The sequence below is a fragment of the Polaribacter sp. 2405UD43-2 genome, from assembly GCF_058147125.1.
Genome location: NZ_JBYVJX010000002.1, coordinates 21,516 through 44,251 on the forward strand (window position 1 = coordinate 21,516; position 22,736 = coordinate 44,251).

Below are 22,736 nucleotides of genomic sequence, written 5' to 3' on the forward strand. Positions count from 1 at the left end.
TTAATCTTTCCATTTTCCTGTTTTTCTTAATTCTTTCTCTCTTTTTTCACTTACAGGTCTTCTTTTATTTCCATTTGTTCCACCAGGACCTCCTTTTGCGTCAAGTTTTTTAGTTTCTACAATTTCTCTGTCTGTTTTATCTCCATCAACCTTTGTTTTCTTTGTAGTTCCTGGTATTATATCTTTATCTTTTGAGTGCTGTTTAATCCTTTTGTCCATATCTTTTGATTGTCCTGTGTAATCTTTTGTTTTACCATCCTTGTCTTTATATTTAAATTCATAAACACCAGATTCACCTTTCTTCTTTACTTTTTTTGATTTTTTTGTAAGTCCTAGAGCATTACTAACAGCTTTTTTCCCTTTACTGTTAAAATCTGTACCTACAACTAAATCTGCTACAGCTCCTAGTTTATCCCAACCGCTTGAATCTCCATCGAAAACAGTATATAAATCTCCTGCCATATCTGCAATCTCATCTAAACCTACATCTTTAAGGTGTTTTGCTGTAAACTTTTTACCTGCTTTTTTAAGTTTCTTGTAAACTTTATAAGCACGTTTAGCAATTTTGTATGCTGTGATTACTGCCCTTATAGGGTTTTCTCCATTTTTTTCTTGGAAATAAACAGGACTATTAGCCGCATATACATAAGGGCTTTGGAATTCATATTCAGCTGCTTTAGGGTCAATAGAGGTAAATCTTCCAGAAGCTGGGTCATATAACCTTGCTCCGTATTCGTACATATCAAAACCTAACGCTTCTGTAAATTCTTTCTTGTTAAATTTAAAACGTTCTGCAACACTATTTGCATTAGAACTAACTACAGTATTGTAGCCTTTTTGCTTTAGCCCAAGTGGATAAAAGTGGTTTTCAGAAAGTATTTCAGAAGTAGTTACTGTTCCGTCATTATTAATATCAGAATACGATAATCTAACATTATTAAGGTGGTCTAAATATTGGTAAACGTATTTGAAATTTCCTGAACCATCAGGAGATACATACCCTTCAGAGTGTGTAAAGAACTGTAATACATTATTCTCATACGTGTAGCCTTCTGCATACTGTGTTGTTGTTATATTGCTACCATTGGTTACTTTCTTCTCTAGTTTGTCGCCATCTGCATCATAAACATAGTTTATTTTTTGAGTATTAGAGTTGTTAAATTTAACTTCTAAAGGTAAATTTAGATGATTGTAAGTAATGCTTGTAATACTTTTATTGGTATCAGTAAGCATATTTCCATTGGCATCATACGTGTAATCGTTGGAAGTATCAACTGCTGTATTCACTGCATCATCTTTAAACCCAAACCCATCTATTGGTGCTGCATCTGCTACTTTTAGGAGTTTATTTCCAACATCGTAAGTGTATGTTAAATCATCCATCAACCCGAAGCTCGTAGCTCCGATATTTAAATGCCCATTTCTTGAGAGTGCTGTAATATTTCCGTTTTTGTCATAACTCACATTATTTAAGTGATAATGACTTACATCGCTTACTGCGCCTGTGATTCTGTTTAGGGCATCGTACCCGTATCCATAACCTCGTAAATAATTGTCATTTGCTGTTTTCCAATAACTTTCAGAAATATTGCCATTATATAATGGTTTTACTTGACCATAAATATTGTCTTCCACTTTATTATAACTTAAACTTAAACTAAACAAATCAGTTCCTAAGTTTTCAGTATCATTAATTTGTTTTAACCAGCCCCTTACATTGTAGGTATAATCTATTTCTTGTAATGAGTTTCCTTCTTCGTTTCCTATATTTTTCTTTTTTAATTGCCCTAACTCATCATAAGTGTTTTTTACAATCAACTCTTCTGTTTGATTGCCTATTTTTTGCTTTTGAGTTTTTAATCTATCTGCGTGATCATATTTAAATCTATCTATAGTTACAATATCATCTTTTCCTGTTTTTTTATGAGTAGTTTTGGTTTCTAATATTTTTCCAGTAAAATCTAATTTACTCTCAACAATATCTATAGTGCCTAAATATTCATTATTTGTATTTACTCGAATTACTCTTGCTTTGTCGTCATAATAGTTTACAGTGTTTACCCAATTACCAGTATCCAATACTTTTACTTTACTTACCGTAGGCAATCCTTTGGTATTGGTGGTAGAAGTCACTCCATAACTCGTAGTTACTGTACTAGATAAACCTGATGGTAAGTGAACATAACTATCATAGTAATTAATAGTGTACACATTGATTATATTAGAAGTAGGAAAGCTCGCATTGTTATAGTGCAGATAAATTCCTCCGATGTTGTGTGCTGAGGAAGATCTAGATACATACAGAGTACTTGCTCTATTGGCATTTGCTTGCAAATTACTGCGAAAGATGTTCAAATTCATCATCCCTGTATAAGCAACTCTTCCAAATACATCATATTTAGTAAATAACCAATTATTATTTTTTCTTAAATAAGCATCTTGGGTAAGTATGGGTCTGTCTAATTTATCATAAACAATATATTCCCATCCTTTGCCTGGTATTTTCTTTTCTACCAAACGGTTTCTATGATCGTATTTGTATTGGTAACATAATTTATCTAAATTAGAATTACCACTTTTACTTAAATCAATTTCTACATTTAAACTTAATCCACTCAATGAACTCCCATCACCTTGAATATATAGATTACCACTTTTAATATAAGCTGTGTAATGATTGTTTCCGAAACTTCCAATAGTTAAATCTGGGATATCTGTCCAGCCAAGAGCTTTAACTATACCATTTGCTTTTAAAGGCTGAGTAGTGAAACCTGCACTAAAAACTACTTTTAATTTTGAATCTACAACTTCTATATAGTTGCTTGATCCTCCTCCTCCAATGGGAGTTCCCATAAAATCTCTCCATTCAAAACTTACTTTTGAATGATTGTTAATAATGCCTGAACCAGTAGATGATATTTCAGCTTTTGGTGGAAGCACATAAGTTAAATTTCCATAATCATCATACACATAGTAAGTATCGTGTGCTACTTGAGACTCTCCATTATCACTAGTGTCTCCATCATTGTTTAAATCAACATTGGCAAAGGTTCTTTTTAAAACTACCTGTCCTTGTTTGTTCTTAAACTCTTCTGTAGTATGATTTTTCCCATCTGAGGATTTCCAATTCTCATCTTTGGTAATTGTTTTATATAATTCTCCAGCTTTGTAATTTCCTTGGTTGACACTTGTCTTTAATTGTAGGCTTGGCGTATAAGTGTTATTGGCAAAGGTAGTGGTTACAGAATATTGCTTAACCTCTGTAGCTGTATTGGTACCATATTCAAATTTTATAGTGTGACCATTACCTTTTTTCCAATCTTTTCCTGGAGCTGCTTGTTCTAAAACTCTATTTAAAGGAGAATTATCAAAAACTTTTTCTGAATAGGCATTGACATTTGGTAAAGCCACTCCTGCAAAATCTTCTGAGTATTTTGTTTTATAAAATTGATTTGTAAATGTTGCAATATCTCCTATTCTATAAGCGCCTCCATTACTTGTCACAGCATAAGGAAGGTACTCTTTTACTTGTCTACCAAATTGATCATAGCCAATATGGGTAACAATATCTTCTTTAGCTCCTCCTACTCTTATTGCTACACTTTGTTTTGGACGACCCAAACCATCAAAATAAGTGATACTTGTAGACACACTATCTTGATGAACTGAACTTAAGGTATTTGGGTCTGTTCTTTTTACTTTATATGTTGTACTCTTAACATAATTTTCACTTTGTGTTTGGGCACACAGTGTGATAGGTAATAGCAGTAATAAATGAATAATAAAGCCTTTTCTTAAAAAACTAGTCAGATTCTTTTTCATAGTATTTAATTCTTATAATTGTATCCGCTCTTACTTAAAATATTACCTTCATTGTCTTTTACATACTCTAACCGATTAAAACTATCGTAATGATAATATACTGTCTGTCCTCTTGGGTTTGTTATACTTGTAACGCCTATTAATGAGTCGTATGTAAACGTGGTGACTTGGGCATTAGATAACTTCATTCTTATTTTATTTAGTGCTTTTCTTAATAATCCTTCTCCAATATCAGATTCGCCAATAGTCCTGTTATTATCTGAGTTAGAAATTGCCTGAATTTTTAGTAAAGTGTTAAACCTTACATCTTTTATACTTGATATAGCTGTGGTAACATCTGATAAAGTAGCATTTTCTATTTTTGCTATAGGTTGGGTTTGATGATAGCCCCACAAATAAACAATTGGTGTTCCGTCTTTTTTACTGACTTCTAATGGATTGCCTTTATCATCGTAATTGTGATAAATAATTCTGTCTTCTAATGATTGATTACCTTTAGAGGTTTGGATTTTATTCAGTAAATATAAACCATTAAGATCTTTGTAAAAAGTATGTTGTTCACTTAATTTCTGCTTTGGACTTACACTGTTTTTTAAATACTTTTTTATATTTATTGGTAAAGCTATTTTATTTAAGGCTACCAAATTTTGCATATATGGCTCACTTAAAGTATCTTGTGGATATTTAATTTCTGTGGTTAAAATCTTAGCTTTACTATTCTCAGTTTCAATCCTAGTAGGTTGTAAATGGTTTATATTATCGTAAAAATAATTTGTCGTTGTTGTTAACGAATCTTTTTTAATCCCGTTTTCGGTATAAAAATAATTTGCTGTTTTAGAATTGTTTAAATAATAAAAATATGCACTTAAACTATAATCTAAACCTGTGTAAAAAGAGGATGTACTTAGATTGAGCCCAGTATTTTCATTTGAACAGAATTCATTAGATAATATAGACGCATGTTCAACAATTTTAAAACCATTAATTAAAGATTTTCTACCAGGTAGGTGTTTATAAGAATTGGCTTCTTTTTTTATCTCTCTAACCTTTCCATTATTATTTTCATACACCTGTTTTTTTAACAATCTACCTCTTTTCCAGGAAGGTCCAAAAATAGGGATATCTTTATGTTCTTGAGTGTTAGGAAAAAAAGAAAAAGTATAATCGGTAAATCCATTATTTTTACTCTCAGAACTAGAGAATTCACGAACATTAGTATAGCTAACAGTATTAGACAAAACTCCTGATTTAGCATTAGAGGAAATGTTTGTTATTTTATATCGCATAAAATCACACCTTAAACTTAAGTCCGCATTAATATTAACGTCTCCTTTTTCATTATAGTTTTCATATAAAATACTTTGATTCTTATATATTGGTATTATACTAGATACTAACTTTCCACTTTCTTTTGTTTTATCGCTAAACATATTGTATTCGTAGTTTTTTCTACTTAATTCCTTTCCATCAATATCCTTATTGATTATGGTTTTTATTCTCAACCCCCCTGTATAATTATTTTCTTCTAATGAGCCTGAATCTAGATAAGAAATATTTCCCGATGCACTTACATTGTCTCCCCAAACTTTTAACGATAAACTGTATTGACCGGGAGAAAGAATTAGTGGTATTTTACTATGACCAAACTTGTTAATTGCAAATTTTGATAATAAGTTTCCTCCTTCTGGACCTCTTAAAGAAAATTTTGCATACGAATATTTATCTAGATGTGTTAATTCATTTGAGTTAGTAGAAGTGATGTTTATGGTAGCTTTAGTAAGGCCTATAATATTAATAGGAACAACTTTAATTTGTTCACAACAATCGTCACAAGGTGGTTTAGTTCTATCTCCATTAGGGTAACACTTTTCATCAAAAGAGTATTGACCTGGTGGTTTTATATCTCCATTACCTTTTCCTTTTATAGAAATGGTTTTAGTAATTTCTTCATAGTTAGAAAATAATTTTTTACCATAAAATCTATTTGGCTCAAAAACAAATTCCGTTTTTCCTCCTGTTTTATATTTTATTGATTTTAAAGATGCAGCTTCAACTGTTTCTGGGTTTATTTTTCTATTTGCATCTCCTACCTCTCGAACACCTCCGTTTGGAGTAATATAGAAATGTCTTGGGATAAAACTATAATTACGGGCTCCGTTAAAATACCCAAAATAATCTGTACTAAAAGAATCTTTTGGAGGCAATAAAACATCTGAATACTCAAAAGAAGCTACAAGTTCATATGGTTTAGCTGACTGGTTTTGGTCATAATTTAATTTTAATATAGACATTAATTTTAATCTATAATTGTTTGAACTAATTTTAGATGTTGGTACTCCATCGACAACATTAAAATATGAATAATTAAAAATAAAAGATTCTTTAAGCTTGTATTCTCCATTAGGAAGCAGTTTTTGAATTTCAATTTCTAAAAGGTGGTGAGCTGTCCCCGATTTCATTAAAAGATCTTTTCTAGCTAGTGGGTTCTTTTTGAACACAACCCTACCTGTAGGAAAAACAATGCTAGAAAGTTTAGATGTTTCTACATAACCCATTAAAGAATGATTTTTGTAGTCACCCAGAGTAACACTGTTCTGGCAATCTTCAAAAATATATTTCTGAGGGCACTTGGTTTCAGTTATAGTTACACTTTGTGACAAAACATTTCTTTGACTAAGCTTGCCATCATCCCTATAATTAAATAGTATTTCGTCATTATTTAATAATTTAATTTTTGACAACTTAAAAGTAGAATTGTATTCTAGGAAACCACCTCTTGGTTCTCTCAAAAATGTTGCTTCTCTGGAATTTAAATCCCCAAAATAATAAATAATTCCATCACTATTTACCATTTCAAATGAGTTTTTAATTTTTTTAAAATTAATTGGCTGGGGAGGAAATAATTCAAAGCTTTGATCTTTATTAATAGAGAATTTACCTGAAACACTACCATTAACATTAAAATGATATACATCTGGAAGGTGTGACTCCCCAAGCTTATATACCGAGTATGTATGTGCCACACGATTAAAATCATAAGGATTATTTCTCATTAGGTCATAAAATTCCTTTGAGCTTTTTATTGGTGCATGTGGCAAAGGAACAATTTCATCTGGTAAACCATTTACGACTCTAGTTATTTGCCCTCCTGTGATTAGAGACCACCCCAAACCAACGCTACTAGCTTCTTCAGACACCCTAACACCAGCGCCATGATAAGACAGCTTTATTGGTAGAGAAAACCCTTTTAATTTAATCTCATATAAAGGAATTTCTATTTGAGGTAAACCTGTTGAATGATTCACAGGATAAGAACCGTACTTCATTAAACTGGAAGCTTCAGAAGAAGGAGGTATAATTTTTGGGAACTCTTGAGCTTGTAGAAAAACAACTAGACTCATCAAAAAAACACTTAAAAATAATTTTTTCATAGTTTATTTATTAAAATTTTTAATCGAAAGAATTACTCAAAAGCAATAACAAAAGTCACTAAGTAGTTTTAGCGGAAATTAGTTTATTAGAATGTTGTTGATATTTAGCAATTCTTCTTTTTTTATTTACAAAAGTAAACCTAATAGTTTTTTTATTTAATGATAAATATCAAGTTTTTAATTTATTGCAATAAAAGTAAAAATTATTTTCAATAATTCTTCTCACGGAAAATGGGGTATTTTCATCTCACGGTTTTCCGTGATGTGTATAACATAGTACCCTTGTATTTTATTGAGAAAAGTAGATATTTTGAAAATGTGATTTTTTCATCAAAAAAATAAAACCTCTTTTTAAAACGTCAGATTATGGAAAATTTTATCTAAAACTTTTTAAGAAATAACCGTACTCAATTTAAACATTGGTAAATACATAGCAATTAAAATAGTAGCCACAATAGCTCCTAAAATAAGAATAATAAAAGGCTCAATAGTAGCTGAAATCATTTTCGATTGGTGTTCAATTTCTTGGTTATATTGGTCAGTCAAACGTTTAAAAATAGTTTCATTTTGATTGGTTTCATCAGCAACTTTAATAAGGGAGACCATTTTTTTATCAAAGATTTTGTAATTACTCATACTTTGGTGCAAACTTTTTCCTTGTAAAATATCATTTTCAATTTTTTCTAAAGCCATTTCTAAAGGATAATAGCCAATCATTTTTTTTGTGAGTTGTATACCATTTAACAAAGGAACTTTAGCCCCTGTTAACAATGTAATGGCTTGGGTAAATTGTGCAATTTTTACTTTTCTTATAAACTCTCCAATGAGTGGAATCTTTAATAAAAACAACGCACTGTATTTTAAATACCAAGCCTTTTTTTTAATTACTTGTTTGAAAATAAACAAACCCATAATCAATATAAAAACAAGCCACCAATAGTTTTGAAAAACAATAGAAGCTGCCATTATTTTTTGGGTAATCCAAGGGAGCTCTACCTTGTTTTGCTTAAAAATATCATCAAACATAGGCACTACAAATTGCAACATAAACAAAATGGCTAAAAAGGCTGTAAATAACACTACAATTGGGTATGACAAGGCACCGACAATAATTCTGCGTTGTTCATTTTTTCGTTTATAAAAAACACCTAGTTCTTTGGTAACTCTCTCTAGCGTTCCTGTTTGTTCGCCTATTCTTAAAGAATGGTATTCGTATTCAGAAAATACTTTTTGAACTTTAATTGCTTCAGAAAAATTTTTTCCTCTAACCAAATCTTGAATGATTGCTTTAAAAAGTTGCTTGTGGCTGTCTTTTTTTTGTTCTTCAGCGATTAACGACAAAGCATCTTTGAGAGTCAATCCTGCATTTAACAACACATTTAATTCTGTATAAAAAGTTTCCTTTTTTTTGTTCGAAAAAGAACTGCCAAAAGAGATTTCCTTTTTTAAAAGCACATCAATATCAAAAGAAGTTTTCTTTTTTTGAAGGGTTGGTATGTTCTTTAATTGAAAAGCCATTTTTTAATTACGAATTACGAATTACGAATTTTAACATTTACACGATTACACAATTAAACGATTACCCATTATTCATTCATATAATAAGTAGCGTCTTTAGTTTGATAAAAAAACAATTGTTTGTTTGTAAAATTAGTTGATAAATTAAGTTCTAAGGCATCTATTGTTTTTTCTTTTACTTGTGTTCCATCCAAAAATAGTTTTTTCTGGGCAACTTCAATTTGAAAAGTATCTTTTTCTCGGATGATAGTGTTTTCTGAAAATGAATATTGTATGTTATCATTTTTGTTTTTTAGTATGAGTACTTTCAATTGTGTATTATAAAATGCATTATGTGTATTAAAGTCTCTTAAAAATCTTGTTTCAAAAAACTGTACTTCTTGTTTTTTGTGATATTTTTTTTGAATGATTTGCACTTGTTTTCGTACCATATTCAGCACCAAAAACCCCATAGAAATGACAATACTTGCCACCACCAAAACCACTAGCATTTCAGCTAATGTAAAAGCATTGATTTTATTTTGCTTCATAAAACAGTTGTTTTTTAGTGAGGGTCTTTTTATTGTTCGTATTTGTCATTGAAAACTCAACAAAATCAATATTGTTTTCATTGATTTTTTGTACTGCAATCACAAAATTTTCTTCTTTGTAACTGACAGGAATTTTTAATTGCTTGTTTTGATATTGATAAATAAGTTTCTCCAATCGAACGTCCATTGATTGGGTATTCTTCTGAACCGTACTCGCCATTAGATTATTTAAGGTAATTAAGGCAATGGCAAAAACGGTCAATAAAATACTGGTTGCTACAATGACCTCTGTAAGAGAGGAAGCGTTTAGTTTTCTAAAAAATAGTTTTTTTAGTTGATCCATTTTGCTACTGCATTTGATTCCTGATTAATTTGTAATCCTACATATTGCTTAGGGATTTCTTTTGAATTGATCACGCCATTATAAATATGGTTGATATAAATTCCTCCTGATTTTTTCACAATAAAATTGTTAGTATATACACTACCCAATACACTTCCTAACAATTCTAAGTTTTTAGAGCAATAGACTTCCCCTGTAACAATTCCTTTTTCTTCAATTTTAATTTGTGAGTTGTGGTTGGTTGATTTGTTTTCTGATTGAAAAAGTACAATCCCTCTTACCTGACTATTTTTCTGAATACTAATATGGTGCTCTTCTTTTGAAATTTGGGTTTGTTGATTTTGTTGTTGATTATTTTGAATAGTTTTTCCCTCAAACAGCATTAATGCTGTTGGGTATTGTAAAGAACAATTGGACTTTACCTCAATGTTTTTAGTAGCAATCGCTTGAAAATTCCCTGTTACATTATTTTCAATGGTTATTTTTGGGGCCATTAAAATCACATCTTCTAATTTTGATGGAGCTTCAACTTTGATAGCCGTTTTTGATACAATAAGGATATTTCCACTTAGGGATAGGTTTGTTAATTGAATTGAATTTATAGCCTCATAGACCAAAGTATTTTTAGTAAAAGATTGATGTAGTTTTAGACCTTCCTCTAATTCAAAATTTTCAGTAGTAGTATTGTGATAATTTTGATAAAAATCTTTTACATAGTTGCTGTTTTTAATTTCAGGCAGCTTTTTGGTACTCGTTTTTTGTTTTCCATAAATCAATTGATTTCCATAGTAAGAAGTTCCTGCAATGTTTCCACTTTTCACACCTTGTTTAGGAATGGAAGCATTTCCAGTAATTTTTGTCTTACCTACTAAAACCAAAGATTGATTGTTCTCTTTTAAATACAGAGCTTCTTTTTTTGTGTTTTGCGTTCCTAATAATCCTATTTTTTGAAAAAACTCATTTTTTACTTTAGAATTTACAATGCCTACATCAAAAATACCCCAATGTTTTTTTGCAATAGTTGTGTTAGCTAGTTTGTTATCAGAAAATTTTACGATAGTTTCTTGATGGTAAGGAATTGAATTCCCTTTTATAAAATCAAATCCCATTTTGACATTGGCAATTGTTTCTTTGGTAAAACGATGTTTGATAGAAACTCGATGCTGAAGGTATATCAAAGAAATAAAGGCAAAAATAATCACAGCAATAATCACTGAAACGACTAAGACATATTGCAATGCTCCCGCTTTTATTTTCTTTAAAAGAATCATTGTTGTAAAGGAATTGTTTTCTTGAATCCTTCGAAACTAACTATGGCTTCTTTTGCATTGGCTTTTATCAGTTTTATTTTTTGAGTACTCTCCCCAAGTTTTAGAATTTCTTGTCGATTGTTTATCGTAAGAATAAAAGATTTTGAATTATTTCCTTCAATAACTCCATTATACACAACATTAGGAAAAGGAATTGTAGATTTAGGTTTTACAACTTTCTTTTTTCTTACTACTTTTTTCTTCTTTGGAAACTTTCCTAAAAACGGATCTCTATAATTAGAATCAATTTGATAAAAAGAAGTTGTTACGTTCTTTTCTGGAGTAAAATGAGTATTTGTTTTAATCACCTCAAACTTTGGCGTAGGTGGATTTAATCGCTTATAGATTTGATACCCGATAATACCCCAAATAACTAAAACAGCTGCTAATAAAAGATATGTTTTTTGTTGTTTATTCAAGTTTCTCTTTTATTAATGTTTCTAATCTAATCAATCGCTTTTCTAAATTAGCATTCTTCTTCTTTTCTTTTTCAATTTGTTTCTCTTGTTGTATTGTATACAAAGTTAACTCTTCTATTTTCTGCAATAACTGTATTGAAAACTTACTTAAGCTCAAGCCATTTTTTTGCATTTCTTTTTCAGAAGCAATTTCTGGTAAATGTTTATTTTTTTTTATAAAATTATCTACATCTCTTAATTTTGGAAGTTTGTATTTTTTTTCAAAAACAAAATCAGCACCCGCATTCGCAGTTACTTTTATTTCTCTAGCCCCAATTCTTCCTGCAACTGTTAATTTATCTCCAGAATCTAACTTATATGTTCCAACTGTTAAATTATCCCCAACAGTAAATTCATTTTTTATATATGTTTTATCTTTTGTTTGAGTATTAGCTAGAGTAATCGGATTTGTTATAGAAAACAAAGAAGGATCAACTCCTACAGTAGTTGTACCTTTTATAGTAACTGTAATATAATTTCCTGTACTTGTTAAATGATAGATTGGTATTAAAACATGGTTGTTACTTCCTATTTCAATCTCTCCAATTTTCCATTGGTTAATAACTGGACCAAAAGCAGTAGGTACTTCTGATTGTCCTGAATAAGCTGGATTTCCTCTATTTATTCCAACATCAAATCTTTTTGTGTATTTTCCTGTAGTATTCTGGTAGTAATAACCATCTGTTAAAGTTACTTCTAACCACCCCCAAAATCGAATATCTCCTAAATCTATATAAGCTACTTGGTTGTTAAGACCATTTGTAAAATACGGAGATCTTTTTGTCCATTCAAAGTTGTTTTGTCCGGAAATGTTTAGAACAGAAATAAAACAGCCGAAAACAATGATTTTTTTAATTATTTTTCTCATAATACTTATTTTTTAAATTAAAAATGGATATACTTCATCCATAGAAGTAACACCTTGTTTTACCAGTTGCAACATATTTGTTTTTAAAGTTGCAATCTGATTTTCTTTTAAATATTGATTAATTTCGAGTTTTTTATCTTTAATATTATTAACCAATTCTTCAGTAATAGGAATAATTTCATAGACAGCTTTTCTACCTTGATATCCCGTTTGATAACAAGTTGGACAACCTACCGCTTCATAATGCGTTTTTATCACTTTTATTTCCTCTATTCCAACAACATTCATACTAAAAGAGGTCTGCGACCTCTTGCAGTTGTTGCAGAGTTTTCTTACCAAACGTTGTGCGACACTTACATTTAAAGTACTGGCAATTAAAAAAGAGGGGATATTCATATCTATCAATCTAGAAACAGTTGCCCAAGCAGAATTGGTATGAATGGTAGATAATACCAAATGTCCTGTTAACGAAGCTCTAATAGCCATATTTGCCGTATCTACATCCCGAATTTCACCCACCATAATAATATCAGGGTCTTGTCTTAAAAAAGTACGCAAGGTACTGGCGAAATCCAATCCAATATTTTGTTTTAATTGCACTTGGTTGACCCCTTCTAAGGTATATTCAATAGGGTCTTCAATGGTTAAAATATTGGTATATTTTTTATTTAATAATTTTAAAGTTGCATATAAAGTGGTTGTTTTTCCTGAACCTGTAGGTCCCGAAATGAGGACAATGCCATTGGGTTTTTGAACAGCGGTTTTGTAGGTTTTTAATTCGGTATCTGTAAATCCTAAATTGTCTAGGGAAACGTGTGCATTATTTTTAGAGAGAATACGCAATACCAATTTCTCTCCGTGCAAGGTTGGGAGTGAAGACACACGAATGTCAAAATCTTCCTGTTCCGTGGTTAAATTAATTCTTCCATCTTGAGGCAAACGTTTTTCAGAAATATCCAAACTTGCCATAATCTTGATTCGATTAATAATTTTGGGATATTCTTCTAAGGAAATCACATAACGCTCCATCAACTTCCCATCAATACGCAACCTTACCCTAGCTTGTTTTTCAAAAACTTCAAAATGAATATCACTACTGCCAATCTCTTTCGCTTCATAGATGATGTTCAATAAAAAATCTTCAGAATAAGTGAGTGCTTTTTGTTCTTGGTTTTGAGTTCTTTTTCTATAATTGGTCTCTAAATATTTTTGAACATTTTTTGTAGTTTCTTTTTCTAAAACAATGTTTTTACCCAATACAATGGTCAATTCTTGTGTTAACTCTTGGGTATTTTCAGCATCGGTTTTAAAAAACCATTGCTTTTTTTCTTTTAGAAAAGGGATAATTCTATATTGATAGGCCTGTTCACTAGAAATCAGTTGTGTTAACTCAGTCGCTATGTGAAATTGTTGTTTTTCCATTAGAGTGCATATAAATTAACGGATGTCAATAGTTTGTTTGCTATCAAAGTAAGCCCTAAAAATAAACTCTGTAGTCCGGCTAAAGGCACTGTTTGATTTTTAAAACGATTTTTAAGTAATATAAAAATAACTAATGAAAAAATAAGCGAAAACACAAAGACCATTAAAAAAGACAGTATTGGTAGACTTACTGCTAGGAGGATAAAAAACAAAGCATCTCCTTGTCCAAAAACTTCAAATATTCCCTTTTTCATCTTAAGTTTTGCATAGCTCCATAAAATTCCAAAAATAATGGCAACAAAAGAAATGTTGATTAAAATACTTGATAGAAACACAAAATTATCTTGCTGTAAAAAATGAAGTGTTCCTCCTAAGAAGATACCAGCAATTAATAGCCATACAGATACCTTTCGCTCTTTAAGGTCTTGATAAAAGAGGGTGCCTAAAATAAGAATGAATAAAAGTTCTAGTATGATTTTCATTGGATAATCTTGTTTTTCTGTTTTTTAATTATTTAAAAACAGGCTGTGAGCGTTCATTTTGTTGCGTGAGTTTTTGGATATAAAATCGTCCTGTTAATTCTTGTTTGTTTCTTCTGTAATTCTTTTTCTTTTCAAAGTTTAGTGATCTAATTTTTCCTAACTGTTCTCTTTCTAATGCATTGACCAATTTTAAAAGCGCACTAAAATTTCCTTTGATTTCAAAAGAGTAGGTATTTAAATTCGTATTGTTCTGAGCAAAAGAATGGGGTTCTTTAAAAGAAATAATTTCTATTTTTTCTTTTTTTGAAAATCGGTTAAGGCTTTTTAAAATCGTTTGCTGAAAAGAATTCTCAATAGACAAATTCTTCTTTTTTAAAATAGCATCTAAAGAGCTATTCTCTTGTTGCAGGTTAAAAATACGTTCGTTGGCATTGGATAATAATTCTTTGTCTTTTTCTAGCTTAGATAATTGTGATTTTAAATCAAACGTTTTTTGAATGGAAAACACATAAGAAATGATGAGTAATAGAAAAAACCCAAAAATTAAAGCGATATTTTTTTGTTTGTCACTCATCAAGGGTGATTATAAATTCAAAATTTGAAGTTGAACGAGCTTTTTTTCCTTTGCCATATTCCAAAATAGCAACATTTTTAATCCACTGTTTTTTCTCTAAAATTGAAATCCATTTCGAAAAGTTTTCATTCTCTTTAGAGGTTCCTTTAATCCTAATTTTTTGTGAATCAAAAATAAGAGGCTTGTCAGCTCTAACAACACCTTTTAGAGGTTGGTAATTGATTTGAGTTAATAAAATCGTGTTAGGTACGGAAACTCCTAATTCATCAATATATTTTGATAGTTTGGAGTTTGAAGCTGCATTGACGCTTTTTACCAAACGCTTTTTTTGAGAAACCACTTTTTGCAAAGTATTTAATTGGTTTTTATAGGTCTTGCTTAATTGCAATTCCCCTGTGAGATTGCCTACTTTTTCTCTGTAAGAACTAAAAAATAAAAAATTGATAAGTAAAATAGTCAACAAAAAACTTAATCCTGCTTTTACCCCCACATCAAAAAAACGTTTCTGTAGAAAGTTTTCTTTTAATTCTTTTTCAATAGCACTGGATGCATTTTTAGTATAATAACCAATAATTACTGATAGCGGCAATAGGTCGTTATTAGAAATCGTTAAATCATTTATGGTATATCTTTCGTTTAAAATAGCTTCTTTTTTGATGTTGGAAATTTCTTTCGCATCAAAGTCAATAACAGCATTTGAAGAATGTACAGTCGTATTATTTACAATACTTTGTAAATTTTTAATCGCTAAATTTCCTAAAGAAAAATCGAGTACAGCGATTCCTTCTTTTTTATATTTAGCAATGATGGTGTCTACAACTTCTTTTCTTGTAATGGAAACATAAGTATGATTTTTAGTGGTAAGAAATTCAACATAAAAATCACGATGCGTAATATTAGGAAAAGCTGTTCTTAAAATTGATGTTGGATCGGTATTTTCAATCGCTATTTTTTTTGAGAGTACTTGTTCATTATTTACAATAAGGAAAATATGTTTTTGCCCATTTAATACTTCAATGCTGTCCTCAAAACGATGTGTTTGTTTCTTTTTTGAAATGACAAACTCATTTTTCTTTTTGGTTAGTTGTAAGCAATTGAATATGGAGTTCTCAGCATATTCAATCGCTGCATATTTTTTTCCATATATGAGCTCTTGGACAATCATTAGTAAATAATTGTAGGTTTGATTAAAATAGAAAGTTTGCTTTTAGAAGCTTTTCTTGTACGCTTACTAAACAGCCATTTGATAATTGGTATTCTAGCTAAAAAAGGAACACCTGAACCTGAATTATTTTTAGAAGTTTCTTCAATACCACCTAAAATAATAACGTCTTTATCTTTTACACGAATGGTCGAAGTAAACTCTCTTGAGTTGATTCCAGGAGGAGCTTGTGGATCAATACGTTCTTTATTAAAACTAGATTGTAGTACATTAATATTTAAAGTAATATTCCCATCTCCTGAAACCAATGGACGAATGCCTATAGATAAATCAGCATCTATTGGGTAATAGTTTTTAATTTCACTAGTTATTGGGTTTTGGCTTCCTACAATATCTTTTCTTGTAACGGCATAATAAGAACGTTCTCCTTTAGATAAAGTTGCTTGATGTCCATTAAGCGTTGATAACTTTGGGGTAGATCTGACCTTTAAAGTTCCATTGGATTCTAATGCTTTGATTTTAGCATAAAAATTAGGAACTACCTTCCCAACATTTAAAGAACCAAAACCATTAAAACCACCAATAATTTTATTGATGCTTGTAGCTCCAAGAGTTACATCTGCACTAGGATATAATGTCCCTTTGTCTTTTGTTGGGGCTTCTCCCAGACCTAGGTCCAAGCCTGTAGAAACAGAATTAGAATTGGATACTTCAATAATCATTACTTCAATTAAGATTACAGGTACAGGTTTGTCAATGGTTTTTAAGAACTTTTTAAAAGCTTCTATTTTTTGAGCATTTCCATTGACTAAAAAAGCATTTTGTTCTACATCTGTGGTAATTTCTAATCCTTCTGTAATTTTTTTGGGGACCAATTCTAAAATAGCATCCGATTGATTGGAATAATCTTGAAAAGTACTTCTGTTACTTATGTTTGAATTTCTATTGGTTCTATTGTTATACCCTTGATTATTCTGATTAAAACTATTATTGTTTTGATTGTTAAAACCTTGATTTCCATAAGAGGAGTAGTTGTATCCTTGATTACTACTAAACCCTGAATTTCGATTGCTTTGAATGGGTGAATTCATAATCTCTATAGAGCGATGTTGCAAAGGAATGGTTACAGCACTGATTAAAGAAGGTTGCTTGCTATCTCCAAAATAATAAATACCCTTTCTTTTTTTATAACTAAACTTGGTGTTTTCTAAAATTCTAGTGAGCAACACATCATAAGTAATTCCATTCGCTTTTACGGTGGCATTCCCAGCTCCTGTTAGTGGTGAACTGGTAAACATATTGATACTCAAATCAAAACCAATATCTTTTACAATAGAAGCGATGGCAACGTTCTCAAAATCAACATCTACAATTTGTTTAATCGTATCTTGTACTTTAAAGTAAAAATTGGAGTTTCTATATCTGGCTGGCTTTTGTCTTCTGGTATCTGTTATCCCTTTTTGATTGGGAGCACTGGCACTTTCAAAGAGGTAATAATTGTCTTTGGTTTTGGTCACAGATAAATTATTGGCAAAAGCTATTTTATCAATAGCACTTTCAAAAGATTTATCTTTGATATATGAGGATATTTTTTGATTTCCAATGCCAGGAGCAAAAACTAAATTCTTTCCAGTAACATCTGTGATTTTTTTGAAAGCAACAAAAAGGGTGTCATTTTGTAAATTGACTGAAAACAAATCTTTTTCTTTGTTATAATTGGCTTCAATATCTCTAGGAATATAAGGTGTTTTATATCTTTTGATACTGAGAATAGAACCTAAAACATCAATGGTTAACTTGTGTTCTTTACACAAATACAAAAACACATTTTTAACGGTGGCATTTGAAAAATTATGAGATACTTTTATTTGCTGTAAACCAGCTTGAATACTAACATTTACTTTATGATTTTTAGCAACGGCTCTAATAAAGGTTGAAAGCTCAATATCACTGACACTGAAATCAACTTTTTTTGAAAGACCTAGTACTGAAATTGATAAACTATCAAGCTTTTTTGCTATTTTTTGAATCCTATCAGTAGGATTTATTTGACCATAAGAAAATTGAGCTAATAATAACAAACCCAGTAAGAACGAGAAATGTCTTTTTTTTACAATCATTTTAGAGGTTTAGTTTACTTTAAAACTATGAGTTGTATAGTTAGTTGAATATTCTGAATTGATGGCTTTTACTCTCCACTCATAACCGCCTTTTTCTAAACTTTTTGTAACAATAGTTTTGGTGGTAACCGAATCTAAAACAATCTGACTGGCAGAACTAAAGCTAGGTGTAGCAATTTGAATTATATACTTGGTAGCATCTGGAATTTCTTGCCAATTGAATTGAATAGCACCTTTAGTCATTTCAGAATTATTTGAAGGAGCTAATAGAACTAAGCTTTGGTCAGAGATATTTTCTGTAAAAATGGCTTCACAACAAAATAACAGAGGTAATAAAGCGAATATTAGGAATTTCTTTTTCATTTTCTCTAAAGGATTTTTTTCAAGGTTAAATGTACTAATTTATTATTATTTTAATACTTTTGAAAGAAAGAAATTTTTGATTGCTTTATGAAAACAAAAAACACATTTCTTAATAAAAAAACACCTGCTTTTAATATGCAGGAATTATTGGTGGTATTGGTAATTATTGGAATTTTAATTTTGATTGCTTTGCCAAACCTAATGCCAATAATCTCTAGAACAAAATCCTTGGAGGCTCAAAATCATTTGGTGCATTTATACGGATTACAGCGAAATCATTTTTTTATGTACTCTAAATATTCGAATGATTTTAATGAAATTGATTTTTTATCGGAAAAAACAGTAAAAAATGGAGGAAGTGCCAATTATGAATATGAAATTACACAAGCCACCAACAATTCTTTTAAAGCAAAAGCCATTGCTGTAACCGATTTTGATGGTGATGGGGTTTTTAATGTTTGGGAAATTGACCAAAATAAAAATTTGAAGGAAGTTGTTAAGGATTGATGATTATTAGCATTAGTTTATTAGCACTTGAAAATACTGAACATCAAAAATATTTTTATTAATTAACCTTTGATTTATTAAATTCATCAATTCTTGATAAAAAGGATTTCCTAAAACTGGCTTAAACTTTTCTATTTCTTGAATTTCAATACCATAATTTTTGTTTTCAGCAAACTCAATTAAGCTGTCCATTAACTTTATTTTTGCCCCTGTTTCTTTGCTTAATTTAGTGTTTATATCTAATTTTATTAAGAAATTCTTATATTTAGGATTGTAAAAATCAAAGAGGATATAAGCTAATAAATAATCAACAGGGGTTAAATCAATAACTTTATAATCACAAAAATTTAAAATATTTTTATTTCCTAAAAGCTTTTCAACTAATTTTAATGCTTTATGTTTTACTTCAATATCCTCAAAATGCTTTAAACATTTTAAAATGTTGCTAATAAAAACTAAGACATTTCCTCCTTCATCTGAAAGTACCTTTTTAGAAAAATTAGCTTTATTTTCAAATAAATTAATAAAAATAGTCACTATTTGAATATGATTCGATTTAAATAAAAACAATTCTTCGTTAGCCACAAATGGTAGAACTGTATGAATGTTCCAACCTTTATCTTCATAAAATAATTTGAATAATTCCCAATATTTATCTTCATAAAAAATAAAATTAGTTGCTACCGATTGTAGTATAATTCCATCTTCAAATTGATATAGAGAAGAAAGATTATTCAATTCTATTTGTTCGAGAAAATATTTTTTATCATAATTCTTTTCAAATATTTCTGTAATCTCTATTAAAATAGAGATTACTTCATTATAATTTTCAACTTTTAAATTTTTGTTTTCTAATAAAATTTTATTCTTTTCTACTAATAAATTGAATACTTGGAATAGCGATTTTCTATAATTAAAAAAATAAAGTCTTGCATTTGGAGAAGATTTTAATACAACTATCAATTCGTTTATTAAAGCTAAATCTAAAGTTTTATTTACTTCATTAAAAATAGCAAAAAGATACTTATTGAAAATAGTTTGATTAGGTATTCTATTAAAAATTATGGCATCAAACCTCTTAACTAAACTAAAAAGTAAATCGTAAAGCTTTGAACTATTTATTATGGTAAGGTTTTCAATTAATATATCTATTAAATGACCTAAATAGAAATCATTAATACATTCATAATGTTCAGTACTTATGACATCATTAACAAGAAATTTTAGGTATAGATTAATTTGCTCTAAATCTCTATTTGAAAAAATTAATGCATCATTTATTAGAATAAAAAGATTTTCAGCTAATTCTAGTGTTAAACTAAAATATAAATCTTGTATTTCCTCATTTCCGACTATATTATTGTTCTCTTTAAATCTAACTATTTCATTATATTGTTCTTCAATTTGATTTAAACTAGGTACAGGAGTTATTTTTACAAGTAGATTTTTTAATATAGACACAGAAATCACTTCTTCTTTATATATAGTAGTAATCTCATCTTTATAATGGAGTAAGCCTTTTGAAGAGAAAAACTCTAAATCATTAAAAAATGATAATAAATTGCTTCTAGCCCAAGCTTCATCATCATTTAAAGTCTCAAAATCATTAATTAATCCTTGATCATTAGTGCTTTCAATATTTTCATATTTTAAAGATAGCGCCTCATCACTCAATAAATTTATTTTGTCATTAAAACTAATTAAAACAGGAATGAGTGATTTTAAAATAGAGTCTTCATCATAAGCTCTTCCAAGTTTTATAAGATCTGATAAATAATAGAAATTCTGTTCAAGATCAATTCTTTCTTTATGGATCGATAAAATTTTTGTTATCTCAATATTTAATTGACTAATGTATTTAGCTTGAATTTGATATGATGATTTATAAATAATTTTATTAATAGATTCGTAGATTATGGTATTCCAAAAATTATCAAAGTAGACCCTTTTATAAAAGTCTATCATTAATTTTAAGTCTTTTTCTTGAATAATTTTTGCTATGGAATCTTTATTACATTCTGCCAAAAGCATATAATACGCATATCCGTAATATTGATGTTGCTGTTTAGAATAAAATTGATATAAGAACTTTAAGATCTTTATTAATAAATTTGAATGTTTGTTTTGCTTTTGAAAATTTGAATTATTATTAGACAGCATTCCAACTAACATAATACATAAATTCCAGAAAAATGAATCGGTAACTAGATAAACGATTGCTTCGACATTTAATTTTTGATCTTTTAAATAACGAGCAGACAAAAATTCTTGAAACGTAATGGTATGAAAACTAAACTGCCATAAAAATGAATCTTTAAAACTTCTTTTTTGATTTCCTAAACCTATTGACGATAAAATTTCAACTGTGCAAGAATGTTTATCATCTAACCTGCCAGAATAAACAAATTGTTTATTTATTTGCATTTGGTAAGCAAATTCCTCAATTAATTTACTTGATTTTTGAAATAGTTCAGGCTTGATATTCCCTTTTTTAAAAGAATAATCCAAAATCCAACCGTATACTTTTTCTTGTAAATCATATATCGATTTAATCGAAGACAAATCTTTTTCAATCGACTTACTAGTTAGATATATTAATGTAATATAAGACAACATTAAAGGGTTGCTAGAGTGATCCTTTAAAACTCTGTTCTTATCAATTAATCCAAGTAGTTTTTTCTTTTTTTGTTGATTGTTAAGAACAGCATCTAAATATTGTTCAGTACAGACATCATTAAAACCGTCTATTTGCAAAGAAACATCGTAGTTTAATTCGTGATTAATTAATCCATAAGGTCTTGACAAAACGATATAATTATAGTTTTTTATTTGTGATGAGAGTTTTATTCTGTTTTCAAATGATAATTCATCAAAACCATCTAGTATTAGTTGAAAATCATTTAAATTTTGCAACGAGGTCAATTCACTTTCTAAAGCAGAAAAATATTGATGATTGATGTAACTTAAAATAAAATCTTCTTTATTATAATTGACATCTCTTAATTGAATATAAATTAGAAGTTTTACATTTTTAATACTAATAGTATCTTTTGCCCACTTGTAGCATAACCATTTAGCGTAGGTAGATTTTCCTACTCCAGGGTTTCCACTAACGATTATTTTATTATTGGTAAGAATACTCTCAGAAATATAATCTTTTGATAAATTTCTACTATTTATTTTACTTTTGTAAACTTTAGAATGCGCATACTCTTTTTCAAGTTTTAATAAACTATCTCGTCTATAAATGTCTTCATAAGAGGTGTAAGAAAGTTGGATGTAATATTCGTCCATTGATAAAACACCTAATTTATTATCAATATCGCCATTTACTTTGATGCTGTTGAAATTAGAATCATTTAAATAGAATTCTCTCAAATGCTTAATTAAATCTATACTTGAAGTTGTGGTTCCAAATTTTTGTAGAATAAATTCAATTGAATTTTTAGCCTTAGAAATATCAAACTCTAATAATAATTTTGTTAAAGGAAATATCCCATGTCTATTTGGACTTGTTCCTTCTTTTAAAAAATTGACTATTGGTCTAAAATCAGCTGGCTTGCAATTCGTTTTAATTTCATTTATAGTTTTTAGGCTAGGGAAATAATTAATGATAAGAGATTGTTCCTTTTCCTTAAGTTCTTGATTGTTTAAAAAATCTAAAAGGCAATTCATAATCTGCGCCCTTTGTAAATCTTTAAAATAAACTAAAGCTCCTTCTTCCTTAGCTTTTTTATATGTAACTATAATAGGATTTTCTTTCATATAACTTATTTTTTATGGTTCAAACCTAAAAAAGACAGAATAGGAATCTTTAGGTCTTTTT

16 protein-coding genes are annotated in these 22,736 nt (G+C 29.3%); 1 reads left to right on the forward strand and 15 read right to left on the reverse strand.

Annotated features, from left to right (window positions below; all coding sequences use genetic code 11):
• From ACY2RX_RS03365 to ACY2RX_RS03430, 14 genes are all read right to left on the reverse strand, one after another.
• On the reverse strand, positions 1-3,822 hold the full coding sequence (locus ACY2RX_RS03365; RefSeq protein WP_490102555.1) for a DUF6443 domain-containing protein: 3,822 nt from the start codon (positions 3,820-3,822) through the stop codon (positions 1-3).
• 5 nt (positions 3,823-3,827) lie between these two features.
• On the reverse strand, positions 3,828-7,253 hold the full coding sequence (locus tag ACY2RX_RS03370; RefSeq protein ID WP_490102556.1) for a hypothetical protein: 3,426 nt from the start codon (positions 7,251-7,253) through the stop codon (positions 3,828-3,830).
• Between the two features lie 390 nt (positions 7,254-7,643).
• The gene (locus ACY2RX_RS03375; RefSeq protein WP_490102557.1) at positions 7,644-8,771 is read right to left on the reverse strand and encodes a type II secretion system F family protein; all 1,128 of its coding nucleotides are present in this window, start codon (positions 8,769-8,771) and stop codon (positions 7,644-7,646) included.
• A gap of 68 nt (positions 8,772-8,839) precedes the next feature.
• Entirely contained in the window at positions 8,840-9,301 is a 462-nt protein-coding gene (locus ACY2RX_RS03380; RefSeq protein ID WP_490102558.1) for a PulJ/GspJ family protein, read from the reverse strand.
• Entirely contained in the window at positions 9,288-9,644 is a 357-nt protein-coding gene (locus tag ACY2RX_RS03385; protein WP_490102559.1) for a hypothetical protein, read from the reverse strand. Before ACY2RX_RS03385 ends, ACY2RX_RS03380 begins: the two co-directional genes overlap by 14 nt.
• Entirely contained in the window at positions 9,632-10,915 is a 1,284-nt protein-coding gene (locus tag ACY2RX_RS03390; protein WP_490102560.1) for a hypothetical protein, read from the reverse strand. The genes ACY2RX_RS03385 and ACY2RX_RS03390 overlap by 13 nt, the downstream gene beginning before the upstream one ends.
• Positions 10,912-11,373 carry a hypothetical protein gene (locus ACY2RX_RS03395; RefSeq protein WP_490102561.1) on the reverse strand — a complete coding sequence of 154 codons (462 nt, stop codon included), beginning with the start codon at positions 11,371-11,373 and terminating at the stop codon, positions 10,912-10,914. The genes ACY2RX_RS03390 and ACY2RX_RS03395 overlap by 4 nt, the downstream gene beginning before the upstream one ends.
• Complete coding sequence (locus ACY2RX_RS03400) at positions 11,366-12,280, reverse strand: hypothetical protein (protein ID WP_490102562.1); 915 nt, start codon at positions 12,278-12,280, stop codon at positions 11,366-11,368. Before ACY2RX_RS03400 ends, ACY2RX_RS03395 begins: the two co-directional genes overlap by 8 nt.
• Positions 12,281-12,292: 12 nt before the next feature.
• A complete protein-coding gene (locus ACY2RX_RS03405; RefSeq protein WP_490102563.1) occupies positions 12,293-13,702 on the reverse strand; it encodes a GspE/PulE family protein in 1,410 nt (469 codons plus the stop codon).
• Entirely contained in the window at positions 13,702-14,184 is a 483-nt protein-coding gene (locus ACY2RX_RS03410; RefSeq protein WP_490102564.1) for a prepilin peptidase, read from the reverse strand. The genes ACY2RX_RS03405 and ACY2RX_RS03410 overlap by 1 nt, the downstream gene beginning before the upstream one ends.
• A 28-nt stretch (positions 14,185-14,212) precedes the next feature.
• A complete protein-coding gene (locus ACY2RX_RS03415) occupies positions 14,213-14,758 on the reverse strand; it encodes a hypothetical protein (protein WP_490102565.1) in 546 nt (181 codons plus the stop codon).
• Positions 14,751-15,923, reverse strand: coding sequence for a PilN domain-containing protein (locus ACY2RX_RS03420; RefSeq protein WP_490102566.1), 1,173 nt, complete (start codon positions 15,921-15,923; stop codon positions 14,751-14,753). The genes ACY2RX_RS03415 and ACY2RX_RS03420 overlap by 8 nt, the downstream gene beginning before the upstream one ends.
• Positions 15,923-18,040: a type II secretion system protein GspD gene (locus ACY2RX_RS03425; protein WP_490102567.1), complete on the reverse strand. Its 2,118-nt coding sequence runs from the start codon at positions 18,038-18,040 to the stop codon at positions 15,923-15,925. Before ACY2RX_RS03425 ends, ACY2RX_RS03420 begins: the two co-directional genes overlap by 1 nt.
• Before the next feature lie 9 nt (positions 18,041-18,049).
• The gene (locus ACY2RX_RS03430; protein WP_490102568.1) at positions 18,050-18,403 is read right to left on the reverse strand and encodes a hypothetical protein; all 354 of its coding nucleotides are present in this window, start codon (positions 18,401-18,403) and stop codon (positions 18,050-18,052) included.
• An 87-nt stretch (positions 18,404-18,490) separates the two neighbouring features.
• On the opposite strand from ACY2RX_RS03430, the gene ACY2RX_RS03435 reads away from it, so the two are divergent.
• Positions 18,491-18,910, forward strand: coding sequence for a prepilin-type N-terminal cleavage/methylation domain-containing protein (locus ACY2RX_RS03435; protein ID WP_490102569.1), 420 nt, complete (start codon positions 18,491-18,493; stop codon positions 18,908-18,910).
• Positions 18,911-18,922: 12 nt separating this feature from the next.
• On the opposite strand, the gene ACY2RX_RS03440 is transcribed toward ACY2RX_RS03435, so the two are convergent.
• Entirely contained in the window at positions 18,923-22,675 is a 3,753-nt protein-coding gene (locus ACY2RX_RS03440; protein ID WP_490102570.1) for an NACHT domain-containing protein, read from the reverse strand.
• Positions 22,676-22,736: the final 61 nt, after the last annotated feature.